Source organism: Pseudomonas sp. NBRC 111124 (assembly GCF_001320245.1).
GTDB lineage: Bacteria > Pseudomonadota > Gammaproteobacteria > Pseudomonadales > Pseudomonadaceae > Aquipseudomonas.
Genome location: NZ_BCBA01000057.1, coordinates 58115 through 78282, shown reverse-complemented (window position 1 = coordinate 78282; position 20168 = coordinate 58115). Strand labels below are relative to the sequence as shown.

19 protein-coding genes are annotated in these 20168 nt (G+C 64.1%); 9 read left to right on the top strand and 10 right to left on the bottom strand.

The window, feature by feature from the left end; translation table 11 throughout:
- Positions 1-74 precede the first annotated feature (74 nt).
- The 4 genes from plsB (at position 75) to APH28_RS21935 (ending at position 4200) form a co-directional block, all read left to right on the top strand.
- Positions 75-2561, top strand: coding sequence for a glycerol-3-phosphate 1-O-acyltransferase PlsB (gene plsB / locus APH28_RS21950; protein ID WP_060512624.1), 2487 nt, complete (start codon positions 75-77; stop codon positions 2559-2561).
- Between the two features lie 80 nt (positions 2562-2641).
- Entirely contained in the window at positions 2642-3010 is a 369-nt protein-coding gene (locus APH28_RS21945) for a YbaY family lipoprotein (protein ID WP_082432365.1), read from the top strand.
- 72 nt (positions 3011-3082) lie between these two features.
- Positions 3083-3481: a YbaY family lipoprotein gene (locus APH28_RS21940; protein WP_060512622.1), complete on the top strand. Its 399-nt coding sequence runs from the start codon at positions 3083-3085 to the stop codon at positions 3479-3481.
- Between the two features lie 32 nt (positions 3482-3513).
- On the top strand, positions 3514-4200 hold the full coding sequence (locus APH28_RS21935) for a DUF4197 domain-containing protein (protein WP_060512621.1): 687 nt from the start codon (positions 3514-3516) through the stop codon (positions 4198-4200).
- Between the two features lie 120 nt (positions 4201-4320).
- Here APH28_RS21935 and APH28_RS21930 read toward each other — a convergent pair whose 3' ends face one another.
- Positions 4321-7386: an efflux RND transporter permease subunit gene (locus APH28_RS21930; RefSeq protein WP_060512620.1), complete on the bottom strand. Its 3066-nt coding sequence runs from the start codon at positions 7384-7386 to the stop codon at positions 4321-4323.
- A 6-nt stretch (positions 7387-7392) separates the two neighbouring features.
- Positions 7393-8493 (bottom strand): efflux RND transporter periplasmic adaptor subunit, encoded by a 1101-nt coding sequence (locus APH28_RS21925; RefSeq protein ID WP_060512619.1) that lies wholly within the window; start codon positions 8491-8493, stop codon positions 7393-7395.
- Between the two features lie 168 nt (positions 8494-8661).
- On the opposite strand from APH28_RS21925, the gene APH28_RS21920 reads away from it, so the two are divergent.
- The gene (locus APH28_RS21920; RefSeq protein WP_060512618.1) at positions 8662-9303 is read left to right on the top strand and encodes a TetR/AcrR family transcriptional regulator; all 642 of its coding nucleotides are present in this window, start codon (positions 8662-8664) and stop codon (positions 9301-9303) included.
- Positions 9304-9359: 56 nt separating this feature from the next.
- Here the strand turns inward: APH28_RS21920 and APH28_RS21915 are convergent, their stop codons facing one another.
- Positions 9360-10136: a class I SAM-dependent methyltransferase gene (locus tag APH28_RS21915; RefSeq protein WP_060512647.1), complete on the bottom strand. Its 777-nt coding sequence runs from the start codon at positions 10134-10136 to the stop codon at positions 9360-9362.
- Positions 10137-10239: 103 nt separating this feature from the next.
- On the opposite strand from APH28_RS21915, the gene APH28_RS21910 reads away from it, so the two are divergent.
- Entirely contained in the window at positions 10240-10860 is a 621-nt protein-coding gene (locus APH28_RS21910; RefSeq protein WP_060512617.1) for a hypothetical protein, read from the top strand.
- A gap of 2 nt (positions 10861-10862) precedes the next feature.
- On the opposite strand, the gene APH28_RS21905 is transcribed toward APH28_RS21910, so the two are convergent.
- The 7 genes from APH28_RS21905 to ppc all read right to left on the bottom strand — a co-directional run bounded on the left by APH28_RS21905 (position 10863) and on the right by ppc (position 18008).
- Positions 10863-11552, bottom strand: coding sequence for an extensin family protein (locus tag APH28_RS21905; RefSeq protein ID WP_060512616.1), 690 nt, complete (start codon positions 11550-11552; stop codon positions 10863-10865).
- 6 nt (positions 11553-11558) lie between these two features.
- On the bottom strand, positions 11559-12389 hold the full coding sequence (locus tag APH28_RS21900) for an oxaloacetate decarboxylase (RefSeq protein ID WP_060512615.1): 831 nt from the start codon (positions 12387-12389) through the stop codon (positions 11559-11561).
- 28 nt (positions 12390-12417) lie between these two features.
- Positions 12418-13287, bottom strand: a complete 870-nt coding sequence (locus APH28_RS21895; protein WP_060512614.1) for a DUF72 domain-containing protein — start codon at positions 13285-13287, stop codon at positions 12418-12420.
- 3 nt (positions 13288-13290) lie between these two features.
- The gene (locus tag APH28_RS21890; protein ID WP_060512613.1) at positions 13291-13578 is read right to left on the bottom strand and encodes a hypothetical protein; all 288 of its coding nucleotides are present in this window, start codon (positions 13576-13578) and stop codon (positions 13291-13293) included.
- A 131-nt stretch (positions 13579-13709) separates the two neighbouring features.
- Positions 13710-14384, bottom strand: a complete 675-nt coding sequence (tsaB, locus tag APH28_RS21885) for a tRNA (adenosine(37)-N6)-threonylcarbamoyltransferase complex dimerization subunit type 1 TsaB (protein ID WP_060512612.1) — start codon at positions 14382-14384, stop codon at positions 13710-13712.
- An 88-nt stretch (positions 14385-14472) separates the two neighbouring features.
- Entirely contained in the window at positions 14473-15123 is a 651-nt protein-coding gene (gene adk, locus APH28_RS21880; protein WP_060512611.1) for an adenylate kinase, read from the bottom strand.
- 257 nt (positions 15124-15380) lie between these two features.
- Positions 15381-18008, bottom strand: coding sequence for a phosphoenolpyruvate carboxylase (gene ppc / locus APH28_RS21875; RefSeq protein ID WP_060512610.1), 2628 nt, complete (start codon positions 18006-18008; stop codon positions 15381-15383).
- Between the two features lie 169 nt (positions 18009-18177).
- On the opposite strand from ppc, the gene APH28_RS21870 reads away from it, so the two are divergent.
- From APH28_RS21870 to APH28_RS21860, 3 genes are all read left to right on the top strand, one after another.
- Positions 18178-18522: a hypothetical protein gene (locus APH28_RS21870; RefSeq protein ID WP_060512646.1), complete on the top strand. Its 345-nt coding sequence runs from the start codon at positions 18178-18180 to the stop codon at positions 18520-18522.
- 273 nt (positions 18523-18795) lie between these two features.
- Complete coding sequence (locus APH28_RS21865; RefSeq protein WP_060512609.1) at positions 18796-19209, top strand: DUF4398 domain-containing protein; 414 nt, start codon at positions 18796-18798, stop codon at positions 19207-19209.
- A 50-nt stretch (positions 19210-19259) separates the two neighbouring features.
- Entirely contained in the window at positions 19260-20051 is a 792-nt protein-coding gene (locus tag APH28_RS21860; protein ID WP_060512608.1) for an OmpA family protein, read from the top strand.
- Positions 20052-20168 lie beyond the last annotated feature (117 nt).

Here is a 20168-nt window from a genome sequence, read left to right as displayed (position 1 = left end):
GCTGAACTTGCGCCGATACGGCAGACTAAATGGCTGTCTATTCTCTGAAATTTACTCCCCAGGGCACTCACCCCATGACCCGTTCCCCCCTGCGCCGCCTGATCTTCGGCGCCCTGCGTCGCCTGATGTACCTGTGGGTGCGCTCCGAGACCATCAATCAGTCGTCCCTGACCCTCAAGCTCGACCGCAGCCGCCCGGTGTTCTACGCGCTGCCCTCGCCATCGCTGACCGACCTGGCAGTGCTTGACCGCGAATGCACCAAAGCGGGGCTGCCGCGCCCGGTCTTGCCAGTAGCGGTCGGCCCGCTGCATGAACCCGCCGCGTTCTTCTACCTGACACCCGCCCCTGACTGGCTCGGCCGCCACGACAAGAGCGGCGCCCCACCGACTCTGGAACGCCTGGTCGCTGCCATCAGCCAGCACGCCGAGGAAGACGCACAGATCATTCCGGTCAGTGTGTTCTGGGGGCAGACGCCAGCCAGTGAGAGCAGCCCGTGGAAATTGCTGTTTGCCGACAGCTGGGCCGTCACCGGGCGCCTGCGCCGGCTGCTGACCGTGCTGATCCTGGGCCGCAAGACCCGTGTGCAGTTCTCCGCACCGATCCACCTGCGCGAGCTGGTGCAGCACAACAAGGGCCACGAGCGCACCGTGCGCATGGCCCAGCGCCTGATGCGCGTGCACTTTCGCAACCTCAAGACCGCAGTGATCGGCCCGGACATCTCGCACCGCCGTAACCTGGTCAAGGGCTTGGTGCATGCACCCTTGGTTCGCCAGGCCATCGCCGAGGAAGCCCAGCGCGAGAACATGCCCGTGGCCAAGGCCGAAGCCCAGGCGCTGCGCTACGGCAACGAGATCGCCTCGGACTACACCTACACCGCGATCCGCTTCCTCGAAGTGGTGCTGAGCTGGTTCTGGAACAAGATCTACGACGGCATCAAGGTCAACCACATCGAGCAGGTACAAGGCATCGCCCCGGGCCACGAAGTGATCTACGTGCCCTGCCACCGCAGCCACATCGACTACCTGCTGCTGTCCTACCTGCTGTTCCGCAATGGCCTGACGCCGCCGCACGTTGCCGCCGGCATCAACCTCAACATGCCGGGGATCGGTGGCCTGCTGCGCCGAGGCGGCGCGTTCTTCATGCGCCGCACGTTCAAGGGCAATCCGCTGTACACCGCCGTGTTCAATGAATACCTGCACACCTTGTTCACCAAGGGCTTCCCGGTGGAGTACTTCGTCGAAGGCGGCCGCTCGCGCACCGGGCGCATGCTGCAGCCGCGTACCGGGATGCTGGCGATCACCCTGCGCAGCTTCCTGCGCTCGTCGCGCACGCCGATTGTGTTCGTGCCTGTGTATATTGGCTACGAACGGGTGCTGGAAGGCCGCACCTATCTCGGCGAACTGCGCGGGGCGAGCAAGAAGAAAGAGTCGATCTTCGACATCTTCAAGGTCTTCGGCGCGTTGAAGCAGCGCTTCGGTCAGGTGTACGTCAACTTCGGCGAGCCGATCCGCCTGGCCGGCTTCCTGGACGAGCAGCAACCCGGCTGGCGCGAGCAGGAGCTGGGCCCACAATTCCGCCCAGCCTGGCTGAACGATGCCACCTCCCGCCTGGGCGAAACCGTGGCCCGCCACCTCAACGAGGCAGCAGCGGTAAACCCGGTCAACCTGGTGGCCCTGGCACTGCTCTCCACCAGCCGCCTGGCGCTGGACGAGCGCGCCCTCACCCGAGTGCTCGACCTGTACCTGGCCTTGCTGCGCCAAGTGCCTTACTCCGAGCACACCACCTTGCCCGAGGGCGACGGCCAGACACTGATCGAGCACGTTCGCAGCATGGACCTGCTGGCCGAGCAGAAGGACGCGCTGGGTCGCATCCTCTACCTGGATGAAGCCAACGCGGTACTGATGACCTATTACCGCAACAACGTCCTGCACATCTTCGCGCTGCCCGCTTTGCTGGCGAGCTTCTTCCTCAGCAGCTCGCGCATGAGCCGCGAACTGCTCGGGCAATACGTGCATGCGTTGTACCCGTACCTGCAGGCCGAACTGTTCCTGCGCTGGACGCCGGAGCAACTGGACGAGGTGATCGACCAATGGCTGGCGGCGCTGGTCGATCAAGGCCTGCTGCGCCACGAGAACGACCTGTACATGCGCCCGGCGCCGAGCTCTCGCCCGTTCGTGCTGCTGACCTTGCTTGCCCGCACCATCACCCAGACCTTGCAGCGTTTCTACATGGCCACTTCGCTGCTGCTCAACAGCGGCCAGCACACCCTGAGCGCCGAAGAGCTGGAAGACCTGTGCGTGATGATGGCTCAGCGCCTGTCGATCCTGCATGGCCTGAATGCCCCGGAGTTCTTCGACAAGACCCTGTTCCGCCACTTCATCCAGACACTGGTCGAACAGGGCGTGCTGCGTCCGGATGGCAACGGCAAGCTGGGTTACCACGACAAGCTCGGCGAACTGGCCGAAGGCGTGGCCAAGCGCGTGCTGTCGGCCGAGCTGCGCCTGTCGATTCGCCAGGTGGCACTGCACCGCGATGAGCCAGGGGATATCGTGCAAGGGTAGGTTTTCAGCCTGCATTCAGCCCTTGGGAGGGATCAGCATGAATCCGCTGTACCCGCACATCCCTCTCAAGGAGTATCAATATGCCCAAGATCAAGTCGTTGACCGTTGAAATCATCTGCTCGGACAGCAACACACCTCCGTCAAACGGCCAGGTCAAGCTGAGTCTGCTAGATGTTTCGTTGGCAGATGCGCCAGCCACCGTTGTTTCCGAACTGTGCCTGCGCTGGGGGACCGGTTTTCCAATCACCCTGCCACTTCCGTTTGACTGGAGCCAGATCGACCAGAAGCATGACTACGCCATCGCCGCACGCATCGAGCATGACGGCGAACTGATGTACATCAATACCAGTCGCTACCCGGTAAAGGCGGGGATCACCACCTATCAGGTCGCGGTCGACAAGGTCCGGCCGAGCACTGACGGAATCCACGGCGGTAACCTCATCGATTGACCATCTACCGGGAAAATCCGCTAAAGTCCGTGGGGTTGGCCACAAGCCAGCTCCAAGGACACCGGAGATTCCATGAAAAAGCTCTTTATGCTGTGTTGCGCATCCCTGCTCGCAGCCTGCTCCAGCCATACCCCGTCCACCCAGGCCAGCCTGGATGGCGAAGTCTTCTACCTGCAGCGCATCGCCCTGCCCCCTGCCGCCACCCTGAGCGTCGAGTTGCAGGATGTCTCGCTGATGGACGCCCCCGCCGTGACCCTGGCCCGCCAGGCCGGCCCGGTCAAAGGCAACGTGCCGCTGCCGTTCCACCTCACTTACGACCCGGCCCAGGTCAAGCCCGGCCACCGCTATGCGGTCAGCGCGCGGATCGAACTGGGCGGCAAGCTGCTGTTCATCAACACCGAACACCACGGCGTCGCACTCGACGGCAGCGACCAGCAGCCAGTGCGGGTCAAAGTCGACCCGGTGCGCTGAGCCCGCCCCACTTCATCGATAAGGAAACGCCCATGATTCGCGCCTCCCTGCGCTTCACCACCCTGTGCGCCGGCCTGCTGCTTTCGGCCAGTGCCCTGGCCCTGTCGCTTGGCGACCTGAGCCAGTCCGACGCCACCGGCGGCCTGAAGGATGCCCTTACCCAAGGCGCGCAGATTGCCGTCAAGCAGCTGAGCACGCCAGGCGGCTTCAGCAACAACCCTGATGTGCGCATCGAGCTGCCGGGCAACCTCGGCAAAGCCGCCAAAGCCATGAAGATGTTCGGCAAAGGCGACCAGGTCGATGCCCTGGAAACCAGCATGAACAAGGCCGCCGAAGCCGCCGTGCCACAGGCTCAGGCGATTCTGGTGGATGCCGTGAAGAAGATGACCGTGACCGATGCCAAAGGCATCCTGAGCGGTGGTCAGGACTCGGCCACACAGTACCTGAACAAGAGCAGCCGCGAGCAGATCCGCGCCAAGTTCCTGCCGATCGTCAAGCAGGCCACCGACAAGGTCGGTGTCGCCCAGCAGTACAACGCCTTCGCCGGCCAAGCCAAAGGCCTGGGGCTGATCAAGGATGACGCCAACATCGAGAACTACGTGACCGAGAAGGCGCTGGATGGCCTGTTCGAGATGATTGCCAAGCAGGAAGAAAGCATCCGCCAGAACCCGGCGCAGGCCGCTACCAGCCTGGCCAAGAAAGTCTTCGGCGCACTTTGAGGCCCCTGGGGCTGCTCTGCAGCCCTTTCGCGACACAAGGCCGCTCCTACAGAGAAACGCAATCGCCTGTAGGAGCGGCCTTGTGTCGCGAATGGAGGGCAAAGCCCTCCCCCACGATCTTCAGACTTTCTTCACCCTGAACCACGCCGCATACAAAGCCGGCAGGAACAGCAGTGTCAATGCCGTAGCCACGATCAACCCCCCCATGATCGCCACCGCCATCGGCCCATAGAACACACTGCGCGACAACGGGATCATCGCCAGCACCGCCGCCAGCGCGGTCAGCACGATCGGACGGAAGCGCCGCACCGTGGCCTCGATGATCGCCTGCCAGCGGTCCAACCCCGACGCAATATCCTGCTCGATCTGGTCCACCAGGATCACCGAGTTGCGCATGATCATGCCCGCCAGGGCGATGGTGCCGAGCATGGCGACAAAGCCGAACGGTTGGCGGAACACCAGCAGGAACAGGGTCACGCCAATCAGCCCCAACGGCGCAGTAAGGAATACCATCACCGTGCGCGAGAAGCTGCGTAGCTGGATCATCAGCAGGCTCAGCACCACCACAATGAACAGTGGCATGCCGGCGTTTACCGACTTTTGCCCGCGCTCCGAGTCTTCCACCGTGCCGCCCACTTCCAGCAGGTAGCCATCCGGCAGCTTGGCCTTGATCTCCTGCAAGGTCGGCAGGATCTGCTGCACCAGGGTCGCAGGCTGCTCCTTGTCATAGATGTCGGCACGTACGGTCACCGTCGGCAGGCGATTGCGGTGCCAGATGATGCCTTCCTCGAAGCCATACTCCAGGGTTGCCACCTGCGACAGCGCCACGCTCTGGCCGTTGCTGGTGGGCAACGCCAGGCTACCGAGATTGCCCAGTTCGCCACGTTCCTGCTGGGTGCCACGCAAGAGGATCTCGATCAGTTCATTGTCCTCGCGGTACTGGCTGACCGTGGTACCGGTCAGCGAGCTCTGCAGGAAGCTCGATAGCTGCGCGGTGCTTACGCCCAAGGCGCGGGCGCGGTCTTGATCGATCTCCAGGAATACCGCCTTGCTCGGCTCTTCCCAGTCCAGGTGCACGTTGACCACATGCGGGTTCTCACGCACCTTGTCCGCCACCTCGCGGGCCAGGGCACGGGCCTTCTCGATGTGCTCGCCAGTGACCCGGAACTGCACCGGGTAGCCCACGGGAGGGCCATTTTCCAGGCGCGTGACGCGGGCGCGCAGGTCGGGGAACTGCTGGTCGACAGTGTTGATCAGCCAGCTGCGCAGGCGCTCGCGGTCTTCCATCGACTTGGCCAGCACCACGAACTGGGCAAAGCTGGCGGCTGGCAGTTGCTGGTCCAACGGCAGGTAGAAGCGCGGCGAACCGGTCCCCACATAGGCCACGTAGTTATCGATGCCGTCCTGCTGTCTGAGCAACGCTTCCAGCTGCTTGACCCGCTCGGCCGTATTGGCCAGCGAGGCACCTTCGGCGAGCTTCAGATCGACCATCAGCTCCGGGCGCCCCGAAGCCGGGAAGAACTGCTGCGGCACGAAGCGGAACAGCAGGATGCTGCCGACAAAGGCGGCAATAGTCAGCAGGATCACCGTCTTGCGTCGCCGCACGCACCACTCCACCACACGCCGCACGCGCTGGTAGAACGGCGTGCCGTATGGGTCGGGTGCATGCCCGTCCTTGCCATGGCGGGCGGCATGCAGCTTGGCCAGGTCCGGCAGCAGCCTTTCGCCCAGGTAAGGCACGAAGACCACGGCCGCGACCCACGAGGTCAGCAGCGCGATGGTCACCACCTGGAAGATCGAGCGGGTGTATTCGCCGGTGCTGGAGGCCGCCGTGGCAATCGGCAGGAAGCCCGCTGCCGTAATCAGCGTACCGGTGAGCATCGGGAACGCCGTACTGGTCCAGGCGTAGCTGGCCGCCTTGAGGCGGTCGAAGCCCTGCTCCATCTTGATCGCCATCATCTCCACGGCAATGATCGCGTCGTCCACCAACAGGCCCAGCGCCAGCACCAGCGCACCGAGCGAGATCTTGTGCAGACCGATGCCGAAGTAGTACATGGCGGCGAAGGTCATGGCCAGCACCAGCGGGATGGCCAAGGCCACCACCAGGCCGGTGCGCAGGCCGAGGGAGAAGAAGCTCACCAGCAGCACGATGACCAGCGCCTCGACCAGCACCTGGACGAATTCGCCGACACCGGCCTTGACCGCCGCCGGTTGGTCCGAAACCTTGCGCAGCTCCATGCCAGCCGGCAGGTTGCGCGCCAGGCGCTCGAACTCGCCCTCCAACGCCTTGCCCAGCACCAGAATGTCGCCGCCATCCTTCATCGACACCGCCAGGCCGATGGCGTCCTCGCCCATGAAGCGCATGCGCGGTGCGGGCGGGTCGTTGAAGCCACGGTGTACATCGGCCACATCGCCGATGCGGAAGGTGCGGTCGCCCACCCGGATGGGGAACTGGCGGATCTCGTCAACGCTGTCGAAACGCCCGCTCACCCGCAGTTGCAGGCGCTCGCTGGGGGTTTCGAAGAAGCCGGCGGTGCTGACCGCGTTCTGCTCACGCAGCGCCTGCTGTACCGCCTCCAGCGGCACGCCGAGGGTGGCCAGCTTGAGGTTGGACAGCTCGATCCAGATTTTCTCGTCCTGCAGGCCGACCAGCTCGACCTTGCCAACGTCCTTGACCCGTTGCAGCTGGATCTGGATACGGTCGGCGTAGTCCTTGAGCACCGCGTAATCGAAGCCGGCGCCGGTCAATGCGTAGATATTGCCGAACGTGGTGCCGAACTCATCGTTGAAGAACGGCCCCTGGATTTCCGGTGGCAGGGTATGACGGATGTCCGCGACCTTCTTGCGGATCTGGTACCACAGCTCGGGAATGTCCTTGGAATGCAGCGAGTCGCGAGCCATGAAGGTGACCTGCGATTCACCCGGGCGCGAGAACGAGACGATCTTCTCGTACTCGCCGGTCTCCATCAGCTTCTTCTCGATGCGCTCGGTGACCTGGCGCGAGACTTCCTCAGCCGTGGCACCCGGCCACAGGGTACGGATGACCATGGCCTTGAAGGTGAACGGAGGGTCTTCGCTCTGCCCCAGCTTGGTGTAGGACATCGCGCCAATGGCAGCCAACAAAATCATCAGGAACAGCACGATCTGGCGATTGCGCAACGCCCAGGCGGAAAGGTTGAAACCCATCGGGACTTACTCCTTGACCGTCAGGTTCACCGCACGGTTGGTGCGGTCCACCGGCCGCACCTCCTGCCCTTCGCGCAGCACATGGCCGCCGGCCGCCACCACCCAGTCGCCTGGCGCGAGGCCTTCGAGCACCGGCACGGTTTCAGTGCCGTAAGGGCCAAGGCGCACCATCGCCCGCTCCAGGCGACTGTCCTTGTTGACCCGCCAGACATAAGCCTGGCCGTTTTCGGCGGTGACGGCCGACAACGGCACCGCCAGCGGAATCACGCCGTCATGGGCAATGAATACCCGCGCACTCTGCCCAAGCTCGGCGGGCACCTTGGCCGAAGTGAAGGCGATACGGGCGGCGAACGTGCGTGAGCGCGGGTCGGCTGCCGGCGACAGCTCGCGAATGCGCCCCGGGAAACGCTCGTTGGGGTGCGACCACAATTCCACGCTGACATCCTGGCCCACGGCAAAGCGGGCGAACTGCTGCTCCGGCAGGCCGATGGCCACTTCACGCTCGCCGTCGGCGGCCAAGGTGAACACCGTTTGCCCGGCAGCGACCACTTGGCCGACTTCGACCTGACGCTTGGCGATCACGCCCGCCTGCGGCGCACGCAGCACGGCGTATTCGGCCTGGTTGCCGGCCACGTCGAACTCGGCCTTGGCCTGCTTGAGGCGGGCCATGCCAGCGCGGTAGAGGTTTTCTGCATTGTCGTACTGGGAGTGGCTGACCATCTGCCGATCCAGCAGCTTCTGGTAGCGGTCGCGCTCGGTGCGCACCAGCGACAGGTTGGCTTCGGCTGCCGCCAGCTGGGCGCGGTTGGCCTCCAGCTGCAGGCGTACGTCCTGCGGGTCAAGTTCGGCCAGCGCCTGCTCGGCCTTGACCCGCTGCCCTTCCTCCACCAGGCGCTTGCTGACTTTGCCGCCAATGCGGAAGGCCAGCTCCGGCTCGAAGCGCGCGCGCACTTCACCGGGGTAACTGTCGGCAGCGGCTTCGGCCGGCTGCGGCTGAACCACCAAGGCCGGGCGCGGTGCGGCAGGCGCGGCGGCTTCCTGGCCGCAGGCGGCCAGCAACAGCGCGGCAGCAGCGGGCAGGGCGAGGGACAAGGCATGGCGCAACATGATGAATCCTTTCGCGAAGTACACATCGAATATTTATACTGGCGAGTATATTAAATCAGGGAACCGAGGCCGGGAAGCCAGCGTCGGAAAGAAAATCAACATTAATGAGGGGCGCGTCCTGCAGCCGGAAGCTGTTTCAGCCGGTAAGATGGGCGCCCCTTCAACCAGATGCGGATTCCAATGTCCAACGACGCACCCAACGGCCCGGGCCGGCCCAAGGACCTGGCAAAGCGCGAGGCCATCCTCGAAGCCGCCAAGGCCCTGTTCCTCAGCCTCGGCTATGCCAACACCAGCATGGATGCGGTCGCTGCGGCGGCAGGTGTTTCAAAGCTCACGGTCTACAGCCACTTCACCGACAAGCAGACGCTGTTCGACTCGGCGGTCATGGCGACCTGCCAGAACCAGTTGCCTGACTTGATGTTCGAGTACCCCGAGGGGGCCGCGGTGGAGGATGTGCTGCTGAACATCGGCCGCAGCTTTCAGGCGCTAATCAGCAGCGACGAAGCGGTCAAGCTCTGCCGCCTGATCATGGCCCAAAGCAGCCACGACCCTGGGTTTGGCGCGTATTTCTACGAAGCCGGGCCGAAGCGGCTGCTGATGGGAATGGAAGCACTATTGCGCAGGATAGATGGGTGCGGGCTGCTGCGCATTGCCAACCCGTTGCAGGCGGCGGAGCACTTCTTCAGCCTGGTCAAGGGCGCGCCGGATTACCGGTTGTTGCTGGGCTGCGCCGGGCCGCTGGAAGGGGATGAGGCCGAGGCCCATGTGCGCGAGGTGGTGGCGTTGTTTATTCGGGCATTCCGAGCCTGAGTCAGCCTCTGCTGGCCTCTTCACGGCTAAAGCCGCGAAGAGGCCAGCGCAGGCGATCAAGCTTTCAGCGCTTTCTTCGGATAGATGTCATAGCGGCTGGACTTGCCTTCCAGGCTATGGCTCGGCTTCGGCCCATCGATGATCGGCGCTTTGCGCGGCCGCTTCACCACCACCCGGTGGCTGGCCAGCGCCAGTGCCGCCTCCAACAACGCCGGTGCATCCAGGTCATCGCCAACCAGCGGCCGGAACACGCGCATTTCCTTTTTCACCAAGGCGCTCTTGTCACGGTGCGGGAACATCGGGTCGAGGTAGATCACCTGTGGCGCCTCGCCCTCCCAACTGCGCATACGCTCGATGGCGTTGCCAGTCAGCAGGCGCATGCGCCCGACAATCGGCCCCACCTCTTCATCCAGGCGGCCCCGCGCCAAACCGTCTTCCAGTAACGCGGCAACCAGCGGCTGGCGCTCGATCAGGGTCATCTGGCAGCCCAGGCTGGCCAGCACGAACGCGTCCTTGCCCAGCCCCGCCGTGGCATCCAGCACCTGCGGCCGCACACCTTGGGCGATGCCCACCGCCTTGGCAATCATCTGTCCGTTGCCACCTCCGAACTGGCGCCGGTGCGCGGCCTGGCCTTCGACGAAGTCCACCCGCACCGGCCCGGGTGCCTGTGGACCCAGTTGCTGGATCTGCAAGCCATCGACGCCGACCTGCACGGCAAACCCGGCGTCTTCGTCCTGCAATGGCAGCGCCAGGCGCTCAGCCCATGCGGCGGCCTGCGCTTCGAACTCAGCCGACAGCGCCTCGACCCGGATACCAGTGCCCTGCTCTTCCATCATTCACACCTAAAAATTGAACCCAGCCCCTCATGTATCGGCCGCCACGGCCGATACAGGCAATATCCCGCTATTCTGCCAGAGCACAGCGCGCACGACTGCCATGACAGAAACTCTTCCCATCGGTTTGACCTACTTGTCGCCTGTCGGCAACTACGGTCGGCAGAATACCCAGGCACTCGGGGGCGTCAGCCACCTGTGGCAGGATTTTTTTGCCCGCGCCATGGCCGAGCAGCAAGCAGAAGAACCCGACAGCGTCAGCCAGGCCATGGTGCAGTACGACCAAGCCAGTGGCGAGCCGATCGGCGGGGCCAAAGCCCTGGCAATGATCGAAACCCAGCGCGCCTGCCCCGTACAGGACACCATCGTCGCACCGCCCGAGCCGCTGTTTTTGCCCAAGGCTGAACTCGAGGCCAACCTGCTGGAGCCGGCTGCGGAACCGTTCAGCGCCGCCGAGATGATCCAGCAGCAGCGCCAGCTCGACATCAGCAACAACTGGCTGCGCCCGGTTGTAATGAGCCAGGGTCACCCGCTCCCCGAGCCAGGCCCGGGCCCTTCCCCCCGCCCGCTGCACCTGCCGATCGCCGAATTCGAGATGAACCTGCTCGATCCCGCACCCGAGCCGTTTGACCAGGCGACCATGGCCAAGCAGCAACACGACCTGGAATTCGACATGCACTGGGCACGCCCGGTGGTGCTGAACAACGTTCGCGTGCACGCCTGAGATCAGCGGCAGACCTGCCAGCGCCCCATGTCCAGATGAAAGTGATCGTGATGGGCAGCGTTGTAATCCGGCCCCAGCACCGTGCTGAAGCTGTCGCAGGCCGCTTGCCGTACCTGCCTTAGAAACTCGCCCTTGGGTCCACCCGCCTGCCAATCCCGCGCCAGCACGATGCGCTGACCGTCCCGCAGGCGAAAGCCGCTGATATCCAGCGCGTTGGCCGTTGCGTGCTGGCTCAGACGCCCCTCCTTGCGGTTGTAGACATTGCGACAGGCAAAGCTGCCCAAGTGGTCCACCTGAGCAACAGGCTGACCAAATACCCGCTGTGCAGCCGCCTGAAGACCATGCTGTTCGAACAGCGCATAAGCCACGGCCAATGGACAGCTGGCAAGAAAGCTGCTGCTTAGCCGGGCTTGGCCCAGCTCGATTCGCCATACGTTGTGCAATGGGCAGTTGGCCGATGGCGGGCTATCGGCTTGCGCCCGGTAGCGCAGGCCGGAAGTCGCCAGGGCCTGACGGCACAAGCCCGGGTCGTCGCGCAGCCGCGACAGCTTGTAGCGCGTCAGCCAGTTCGGCGGCTGGCGCACGTCCAGCGTCGCCCAGGGGTTCCAGGCGTCCGGCAGACGCCAGCCCAATTGCCACCCCACACCCGCCGCTACCAGCAGCAGGCCGCACAGCAGCATCATTGCGCGCATGGCACCTCAGCGGCGGAACAGGTCGTTGAGCTGGGCGAACGGCAACGCCTGTTCGCCATAACTGAAGGTACCATGATCACGAATTTCCAGCGCTGCGCGCTGGAATGCCCCCAATGCTGCCCGGGCCAGTGACGAACCGACACTGATGCGGCGCACGCCAAGGTCCTGCAACTGGTTGACGCTCAGCGGCACACCGGCCAGCCCCATCAACACGTTGACCGGCTTCGGCGCCACGGCCTGCACCACCGCACGCACCTCATCGACACTGCGCAGCCCCGGCGCATAGAGCACGTCGGCGCCCGCCTCGGCGAAGGCCTGCAGGCGCAGGATGGTGTCGTCCAGGTCCATGCGCCCGTGCAGCAGGTTTTCCGCACGGGCACACAAGGTGAACGGGAACGGCAGGCTGCGGGCAGCTTGCACGGCGGCACGTACTCGCGCCACGGCCAGTTCGAGGTCGTAGATCGGTGCGTCTGCGCGGCCGCTGGCATCTTCGATCGAGCCGCCCACCAACCCCGCTTCGGCAGCACGCAAAATGGTCTGCGCGCAGTCCTCGGGCAAGTCACCGAAGCCGTTTTCCAGATCGGCGGCCACTGGCAACGGCGTGGCATCGACGATCACCCCGGCATTGTCCAGGGTTTCATCCAGGCTCAAGGCGCCTTCGGCATCCGGTCGCCCAAGGCTGAAAGCCAGGCCCGCACTGGTGGTGGCCAACGCTTCGAAGCCGAGGCTGGCCAGCAGCTTGGCGGAGCCGGCATCCCAAGGGTTGGGGATAACGAAGGCGCCATCACGTTCGTGCAGTGCCTTGAAGGCCTCGGCTCGCAGGGTCTGTACATCCATGGTCACAACCTCCGGGGTCAGGGAATGGTCAGAGTAGTCCCAGTTGTTCGACCTCGGGGGCGCGTGGCAATTCAGGCAGAGGTGCCAGGCCTGGCAGGCGAACCATCAGCCGCTGATGGAAGCGCTGGGCCAGCGCGGCGGCCAAGCGGTTGTCGGAGGTGTGCAGAAATACATAGGGGCTGCGCCCTTCCTCGATCCAGGCGGCGACCTTATCAACCCAGGGCGTGAGGAAGGTTTCGTTGGCCGCAAGATCGGGGTGGCCGATGAAGCGGATTTGTGGGTGCTGGCTGAAGGCCGCAGGGCGTGGTGGCACCTTTGGCTTCTTCGACTGGGCATGCAGCACGGCAGGGTCGCGCGAGGTGCAACTGAACAGCGCGCGCGGGTCGAGGCAGATGCGTTCCACGCCGCGCTCGTGAAGCAGGCGGTTGAGCAGCCGCTCCTCCTCGCCCTTGGCGAAGAATGCGTGGTTACGCACCTCAACGGCTACCGGCACGCCGATTTCGTCGAGGAAGTAGCACAGTTCACCAAGCCGTGCAGGGCTGAATTGCGCCGGCAACTGCAGCCAGTAGGGCGATACGCGCTGGCCCAGCGGGGCCATCAGGCGGGTGAAGTCGAAGGCCGCTTCCAGCTGATCACGCAGGTCACCGGCATGGCTGATGTCCCTCGGGAACTTGGCAGTGAAACGGAAGTGCGCGGGCATGACCTGCGCCCAGCGGGCGATGGTGCCGGGAGCGGGGCGTGCATAGAACGTGGTATTGCCTTCAACGGCGTTGAAAACCTGGCTGTAGTAGCCAAGCATTTCATTCGTGTTGGCGTCGGCGGGATACAGGTAGTCGCGCCAGGCGTTCTCGCTCCAGGACGGGCAACCTACAAAGTAAGGAAGGGATGATGGACTCATCCATCAAATGTACAGGTCGAGCCCCAGTACTTCCATGTCCCAGTCGGTAAAACCGGCCGTGCTGAGGTAACTGGCCAGCGCCGTGGCGGTGCGCCGGTCACGGGCGCGGGGGAACACCATGTCCTGTTGGCGAGCCGGCAAACCCGCTGGGCGACGACGAGCAGCAGCTTCTTGCGCGACCTCGCTCTCTTCGATCAGCTCGGCATCGTCGACGCTCTCGTCACGCAACACTGCCTTGCGCGGCGTTCGCTTGATCGGGTAGGACTGCGATGAGAAACCGTCGATACGCATGGCATGAGCACTCAGGACCAATGATGGCAATTTAGCAGCATCAGAGGTCCATCGCTAATGCTTGAGTGATAACTGGACCACAGTTTGCACCGAAGGTTTTATCATCAACCGCGATAACCGACGAACAGTACTCAGCGCGCCTTGGGTGTGGCTACATTATCGCGCAAGTAAACCGGTTGCGCCTGTTCGGCAGCGATCGCCTCGCCACGGGCCCAGGCGAAGCTGGCCAGGCTGAGGACGTCCAGGGCATTGGGCAGGGCCGCTGGGTTACTGGGGCTGGCCTGTACCGCCAGACGCTCGGCATAGCCCCAGCCGGTACCGGCACCAAACCAGTCACCACTGCTGCCTTCAGGCAGTGCCACGCGCTCAGGCGCCAGCACGGCCTCCAGGCCCTGCAGGCGCATTTCACCCGCTTCAGCCTTGTAGCAACCCCAATACACTTCATCCATGCGTGCATCGATGGCGGCGGCCACCTGCTGCACGCCCTGCTCGCGCAACGCGCCCTGGGCCAGCGCGGCCAGGTTGGACACCGGCAGCACCGGGCGCTCCAGCGCAAACGCCAGGCCCTGCACCACACCGATGGCGATGCGCACACCCGTGAACGCGCCCGGACCACGGCCGAAGGCGATGGCATCCAGGGCGTTCAGCGCCACGCCGGCGTCCGCCAGCAGCTGCTTGACCATCGGCAGCAGCTTCTGCGCATGCATGCGCGGGATCACCTCGTAATGGCTGGTTACCTTGCCGTCATGCAGCAGCGCGACGGAACAGGCTTCGGTGGCGGTATCCAGGGCCAGCAGGGTGGTCATCGAACGGGTATCCAGGTGCTAGGGAAAAAGAGCGGCAGTATAAACGACAACGGCCCGCAAGCGGGCCGTTGTGACACACGGTGGTGGATCAGCTCAGGGCTGCCAACACCTTGGCGGTGATCGACTCGACCGAGCCGACACCTTCGATGTGGCTGTACTTCGGCTTGCCGGCGTTGGCAGCCGACAGCTTCTGGTAGAAGTCCACCAGCGGCTTGGTCTGGCTGTGGTAGACCGACAGGCGGTGACGCACGGTTTCTTCCTTGTCGTCGTCGCGCTGGATCAGGTCTTCGCCGGTGACGTCGTCCTTGCCTTCCACTTTCGGCGGGTTGTACTGAATGTGGTAGGTACGGCCCGAGGCCAGGTGCACACGGCGGCCAGCCATGCGGCCGACGATTTCTTCGTCATCGACGGCGATTTCGACCACGGCGTCGATGTCCACGCCGGCGGCAACCATGGCTTCAGCTTGCGGAATGGTGCGCGGGAAGCCGTCGAACAGGCAGCCATTGGCGCAATCCGGCTGGGCGATGCGCTCCTTGACCAGGCTGATGATCAAATCGTCGGAAACCAGCTGACCGGCATCCATGACTTTCTTCAGTTCCAGGCCCAGTGGGGTACCGGCCTTGACGGCGGCACGCAGCATGTCACCGGTGGAGATCTGTGGAATACCGAACTTCTCGGTGATGAACTTTGCCTGAGTACCTTTACCGGCCCCGGGAGCTCCCAGCAGAATTACGCGCATCTCGTGCTCCTCAAATTTTTTTATGAAATTCAATGGATTCGGCAAGCGAGGCCAAGTCCGGAAAATCGGGTATGACCATAAATCGGTCAGAAGGCTGCTCAAGATACACAGCGCCCGGCAGCCAGACAAGCGTCCCAAAGTTGCAGCATTGCGTCATTTGTATGCAAAACCGAAGGTGGTTGCGCCTGGCGCAACCACCCTCCTCGCCCCGTTCTGGCCGCTTCCCTGATAACAGGGACAGGCGGCAACGCCAGCCCTCAACCGGTGTTGCGCAGGCCCGCGGCAATCCCTGCCACGGTCACCAGCAAGGCCTGCTCCAACGGGCTGTCCAGAGCGGCTTCGCGGCTGCGAGAACGGGCAAGCAATTCGGCCTGCAGGCGGTGCAGCGGGTCCAGGTAGGTATTGCGCAGGCTGATGAATTCCAGGGTCTCGGGGCTGTGAGCCAGTAGCACCGGCTGCCCGGTAAGGCCCAGAACCACTTGGCACGACTGCGACAATAGGTCGCGCAGGTGCGCACCTAAAGGAAGCAACTCCGGTTGCACTAGACGTTGGTCGTAGGCTTCGGCGATTTGCGCATCGGCCTTGGCCAGGACCATTTCCAGCATGTCGATACGGGTGCGGAAGAACGGCCACTGCTCGCGCATCTGCGCCAGCAACTCGCCCTGGCCGCGCGCCAGGGCATTGCTCAGGGCCGTTTCCCACCCCAGCCAGGCCGGCAGCATCAGGCGCGTCTGGGTCCAACCGAAAATCCACGGAATCGCCCGCAGGCTTTCGATGCCACCAGCACGACGCTTGGCCGGGCGGCTGCCCAGCGGCAGGCGGCCCAGCTCCTGCTCGGGGGTCGACTGGCGGAAGTATTCGACGAAGTCGGGGTTTTCCCGCACCACGCCACGGTAAGCCTTGACACCGTCGGCTGCCAGTTGGTCCATCAGCTCACGCCAGGCCGGCTCTGGGGGCGGTGGCGGCAGCAAGGTGGCCTCCAGCACAGCCGCCAGGTACAGGTTGAGGTTTTGCTCGGCGATGCCCGGCAAGCCGAACTTGAAGCGGATCATCTCGCCCTGCTCCGTGGTGCGGAACCGCCCTGCCACCGAGCCTGGCGGCTGCGACAGGATCGCCGCGTGGGCCGGGCCGCCGCCACGGCCGACGGTACCACCGCGGCCATGGAACAGCAGCAGCTCGACCTGGTGCTCGCGGCAGATGCGCACCAGGTTTTCCTGGGCGCGGTACTGGGCCCAGGCGGCGGCTGTGGTGCCAGCGTCCTTGGCCGAATCGGAGTAACCGATCATTACCTCCTGCGGCCCGCGCAAGCTGGCGCGGTAGCCTGGCAGGCCAAGCAGGCGCTGCATCACCGGCCCGGCGTTGTCCAAATCGGCCAGCGTCTCGAACAACGGCACCACGCGCATCGGCCGGGTCAGGCCGGCTTCCTTGAGCACCAGTTGCACGGCCAGCACGTCGGAGGCCGCACCCGCCATCGAAATCACGTAGGAGCCCAGCGAGGCGCCTGGCGCCGCTGCGACCTCACGGCAGGTGGCCAGCACTTCTGCGGTCTCTGCCTGGGGTTTGAAGTGCGCCGGCAGCAAGGGCCGACGGTTCTTCAATTCGGCCTGAAGAAATGCGATACGTTGTTCTTCATCCCAGTCGGCATAACTGCCCAGGCCGAGGTAGTCGGTGATTTCGGCCAGCGCATCACGGTGCCGGGCAGCGTCTTGGCGCACGTCCAGCCGGCCAAGGAACAGACCGAAGGTCACCGCCCGGCGCAGGCTGTCGAGCAGCGGACCATCGGCGATCACGCCCATGCCGCACTCATGCAACGATTGATAGCACAGCTCCAGCGGGGCGATCAGGTCGCGGTTGTCCACCAGCACGTCGGCGCTGGCCGGCTGGCGGCTGGTCAACGCGACCTGGGCCCAGGCGCGGGTCGCTCGCAAGCGCTCACGCAGTTGCTTGAGCAGCGCCCGATAGGGCTCGGCACTGTCACCCACACGCTCGCGCAGTGCGTTGCTGGCCTGCTGCATGGACAGCTCGGCCGCCAATGCATCGACATCGCGCAGGAACAGGTCGGCCGCCATCCAGCGCGCCAGCAGCAGTACCTCACGGGTCACTGCGGCTGTGACATTGGGATTGCCGTCACGATCACCGCCCATCCACGAGGCGAAGCGGATCGGCGCGGCTTCCAGCGGCAGGCGCAGCCCGGTGGCTTCGAATAGCGCCTTGTCGACCTTGCGCAAATGGTTGGGGATGGCATGCCACAGCGAATGCTCGATCACCGCGAAGCCCCACTTGGCCTCGTCCACAGGGGTTGGCCGGGTGCGGCGGATCTCCTCGGTGTGCCAGGCCTCGGCAATCAGCCGGCGCAGGCGCTCGCGTACCTGCTGGCGCTCGGCGTCGGTCAGGTCGCGGTGGTCCTGCACCGCCAGCTGGCCGGCGATGGCATCGTATTTCTGGATCAACGTGCGCCGCGCCACTTCAGTCGGGTGCGCGGTCAGCACCAGCTGGATATCGAGCTTGGCCAGTTGCCGGGCCAGGGCGTCATCCTTGTGCCCGGCCTGCTTCAATCGCGCCAGCAGTTCGGGCAAGACCCGCGCCTCGAACGGTTCTGGCTGGCCAGCATCGCGACGGCGGATCAGCTGATACTGCTCGGCCATGTTGGCCAGGTTGAGGAACTGGTTGAAGGCTCGCGCCACCGGCAGCAGGTCTTCTTCGGCAAGGTCGGCCAAGGTCGAGCTCAACTGCTCGCCAGCGCCGCGGCGGTCGGCCTTGGCGCTGTGGCGGATGTCCTCGATCTTCTGCAGGAACGCATCACCGTGCTGCTGGCGAATGGTCTCGCCGAGCAACTCCCCCAACACATGGACATCTTCACGCAGGCGCACATCGATATCAGTCATTGGCCCTCTCTTCGGCGCGGCTCGCCGCACTCTGCTCAGGAAACAGCACTGGCCCAAGAGTGCCCACTGCCGGGGCGCGATGGCAAGCCGCGATCGCACATAGCAAACTAAAATCAAGGCACAGCAGTCCGATGCAATGCAGCCTTTTCTGGCGTTGACAGAGGTCATCATGAAAATCCGCGAACTCGCCCAGCACTGGGAGCAGAATGCCGCCGGCACCCTGAGCCCTACCGGCCACGCCTTGCATTTGGACCTGGAGTCCGAGGCACGCCTGGCCGCCCTCATCGACATGTACCCCAAGCGCACCGCCGAGGAACTGCTCGGCGAACTGGTCGCCGCCGCGCTGGAAGAGCTGGAAGCCAGCTTCCCTTACGTGCAAGGCCGCAAGGTCATTGCCACAGACGAGGAAGGTGACCCGTTGTTCGAAGACATCGGCCCGACCCCGCGCTTCCTGGCGCTTTCACGGCGCCACTTGCACGACCTCAGCAACACCGGCGACGACAGCGGCAACTGAGCCCGCAACAGGAAATCCGGGCCTGCAACGGGCCCGGAAACCACTCCAGACATCGAAAGTTCCGGGCGAATTTCGCTGACCGACCAGTCAGAAATAAATAGCCAAATGTTCATTTTTTTCGGAACCATTCAAAAAACGGTCAAGTCCCAGCCAATAGCCATCACGCTAAAACCCTGCACACCTGCCGTGTCGCATCGTTCAGCGCAAGCGCAGGCAATGCCAGGGATTGAGCGATGGACTGCCACGGATATCGTCGTAATCAGGAGTGATCCAATGGAACTGACCACCATCAAGACCCGCACCCCGAAACTCTCATCTACTCACGTGCGCGGGTTCAAGCTGGCCGCGCTGGCCCTGGGCAGCAGCCTGGTCCTGGCCGGCTGTGCAGGCAACCCGCCTACCGAGCAGTACGCTGTGACCCAGTCTGCCGTGAACGCTGCCGTCAGTGCCGGTGGCACCGAGTTCGCCGCCGTGGAAATGAAATCGGCCCAGGACAAGTTCAAGCAGGCTGAAATCGCCATGCACGACAAAAAGTACGATGAGGCCAAACGCCTGGCCGAGCAGGCCGAATGGGACGCCCGCGTCGCCGAGCGCAAGGCCCAGGCAGCCAAGGCCCAGAAGGCCGTGCAGGATGCCCGCCAGGGCGTTCAGGACGTACGCCAGGAAGGTCTGCGCAGCGCTGAATGAGCGCCGCCACGCCAACCCAAGCCTTCGCAACTGATCAAAGGATGAACACTATGCGCAACCACGTCATGATTCCCGCTCTGCTGGCCCTGAGCGTAGGCCTCGCTGCCTGCTCCCACGACCCGAACCCTAACCTGGAGTCGGCCCGCACCAATTTCTCGGCGCTGCAGAGTGACCCGCAGTCGAGCAAGGTCGCCGCACTCGAGACCAAGGATGCTCAGGACTGGCTGAACAAGTCCGACAAGGCCTTCATGGACCGTGAAGACAGCAAGAAGGTCGACCAGCTCGCCTACCTGACCAACCAGCGTATCGAGGTGGCCAAGGAAACCATCGCCTTGCGCACTGCCGAGAATGAGCTGAAGAATGCCTCGGCCCAGCGCGCCCAGGCCAAGCTTGACGCTCGCGACGCGCAGATCGCCAAGCTGCAGGAAAGCCTGAACGCCAAACAGACCGACCGCGGCACCCTGGTGACCTTCGGTGACGTGCTGTTCGACTTCAACAAGGCCACCCTCAAGAGCAACGCCTACCCGAACATCACCAAGCTGGCTCAGTTCCTTCAGGAGAACCCTGAGCGCAAAGTGATCGTCGAGGGTTACACCGACAGCGTCGGCTCAGCCAACTACAACCAGACCCTGTCTGAACGCCGTGCCGCCAGCGTGCGCGCGGCGCTGGTACGTGCCGGCGTGGACCCGGCGCGTGTAGTCGCCCAGGGTTATGGCAAGGAGTACCCGGTAGCGGACAACGGCAGCAACTCGGGCCGTGCGCAGAACCGTCGGGTGGAGGTGACCATCTCCAACGACAACCAACCGGTGGCACCGCGTTCGGTGAGCCAGATTCAGCAGTAAGGCTGGTCAGCTGAAATGAGAAAGTCCCGCTTGATGCGGGGCTTTTCTTTTGCCTGTTCCGGCCCTTTCGCGGCTAAAGCCGCTCCACAGGAATATCACTGCCCTTGAGGACCGCGC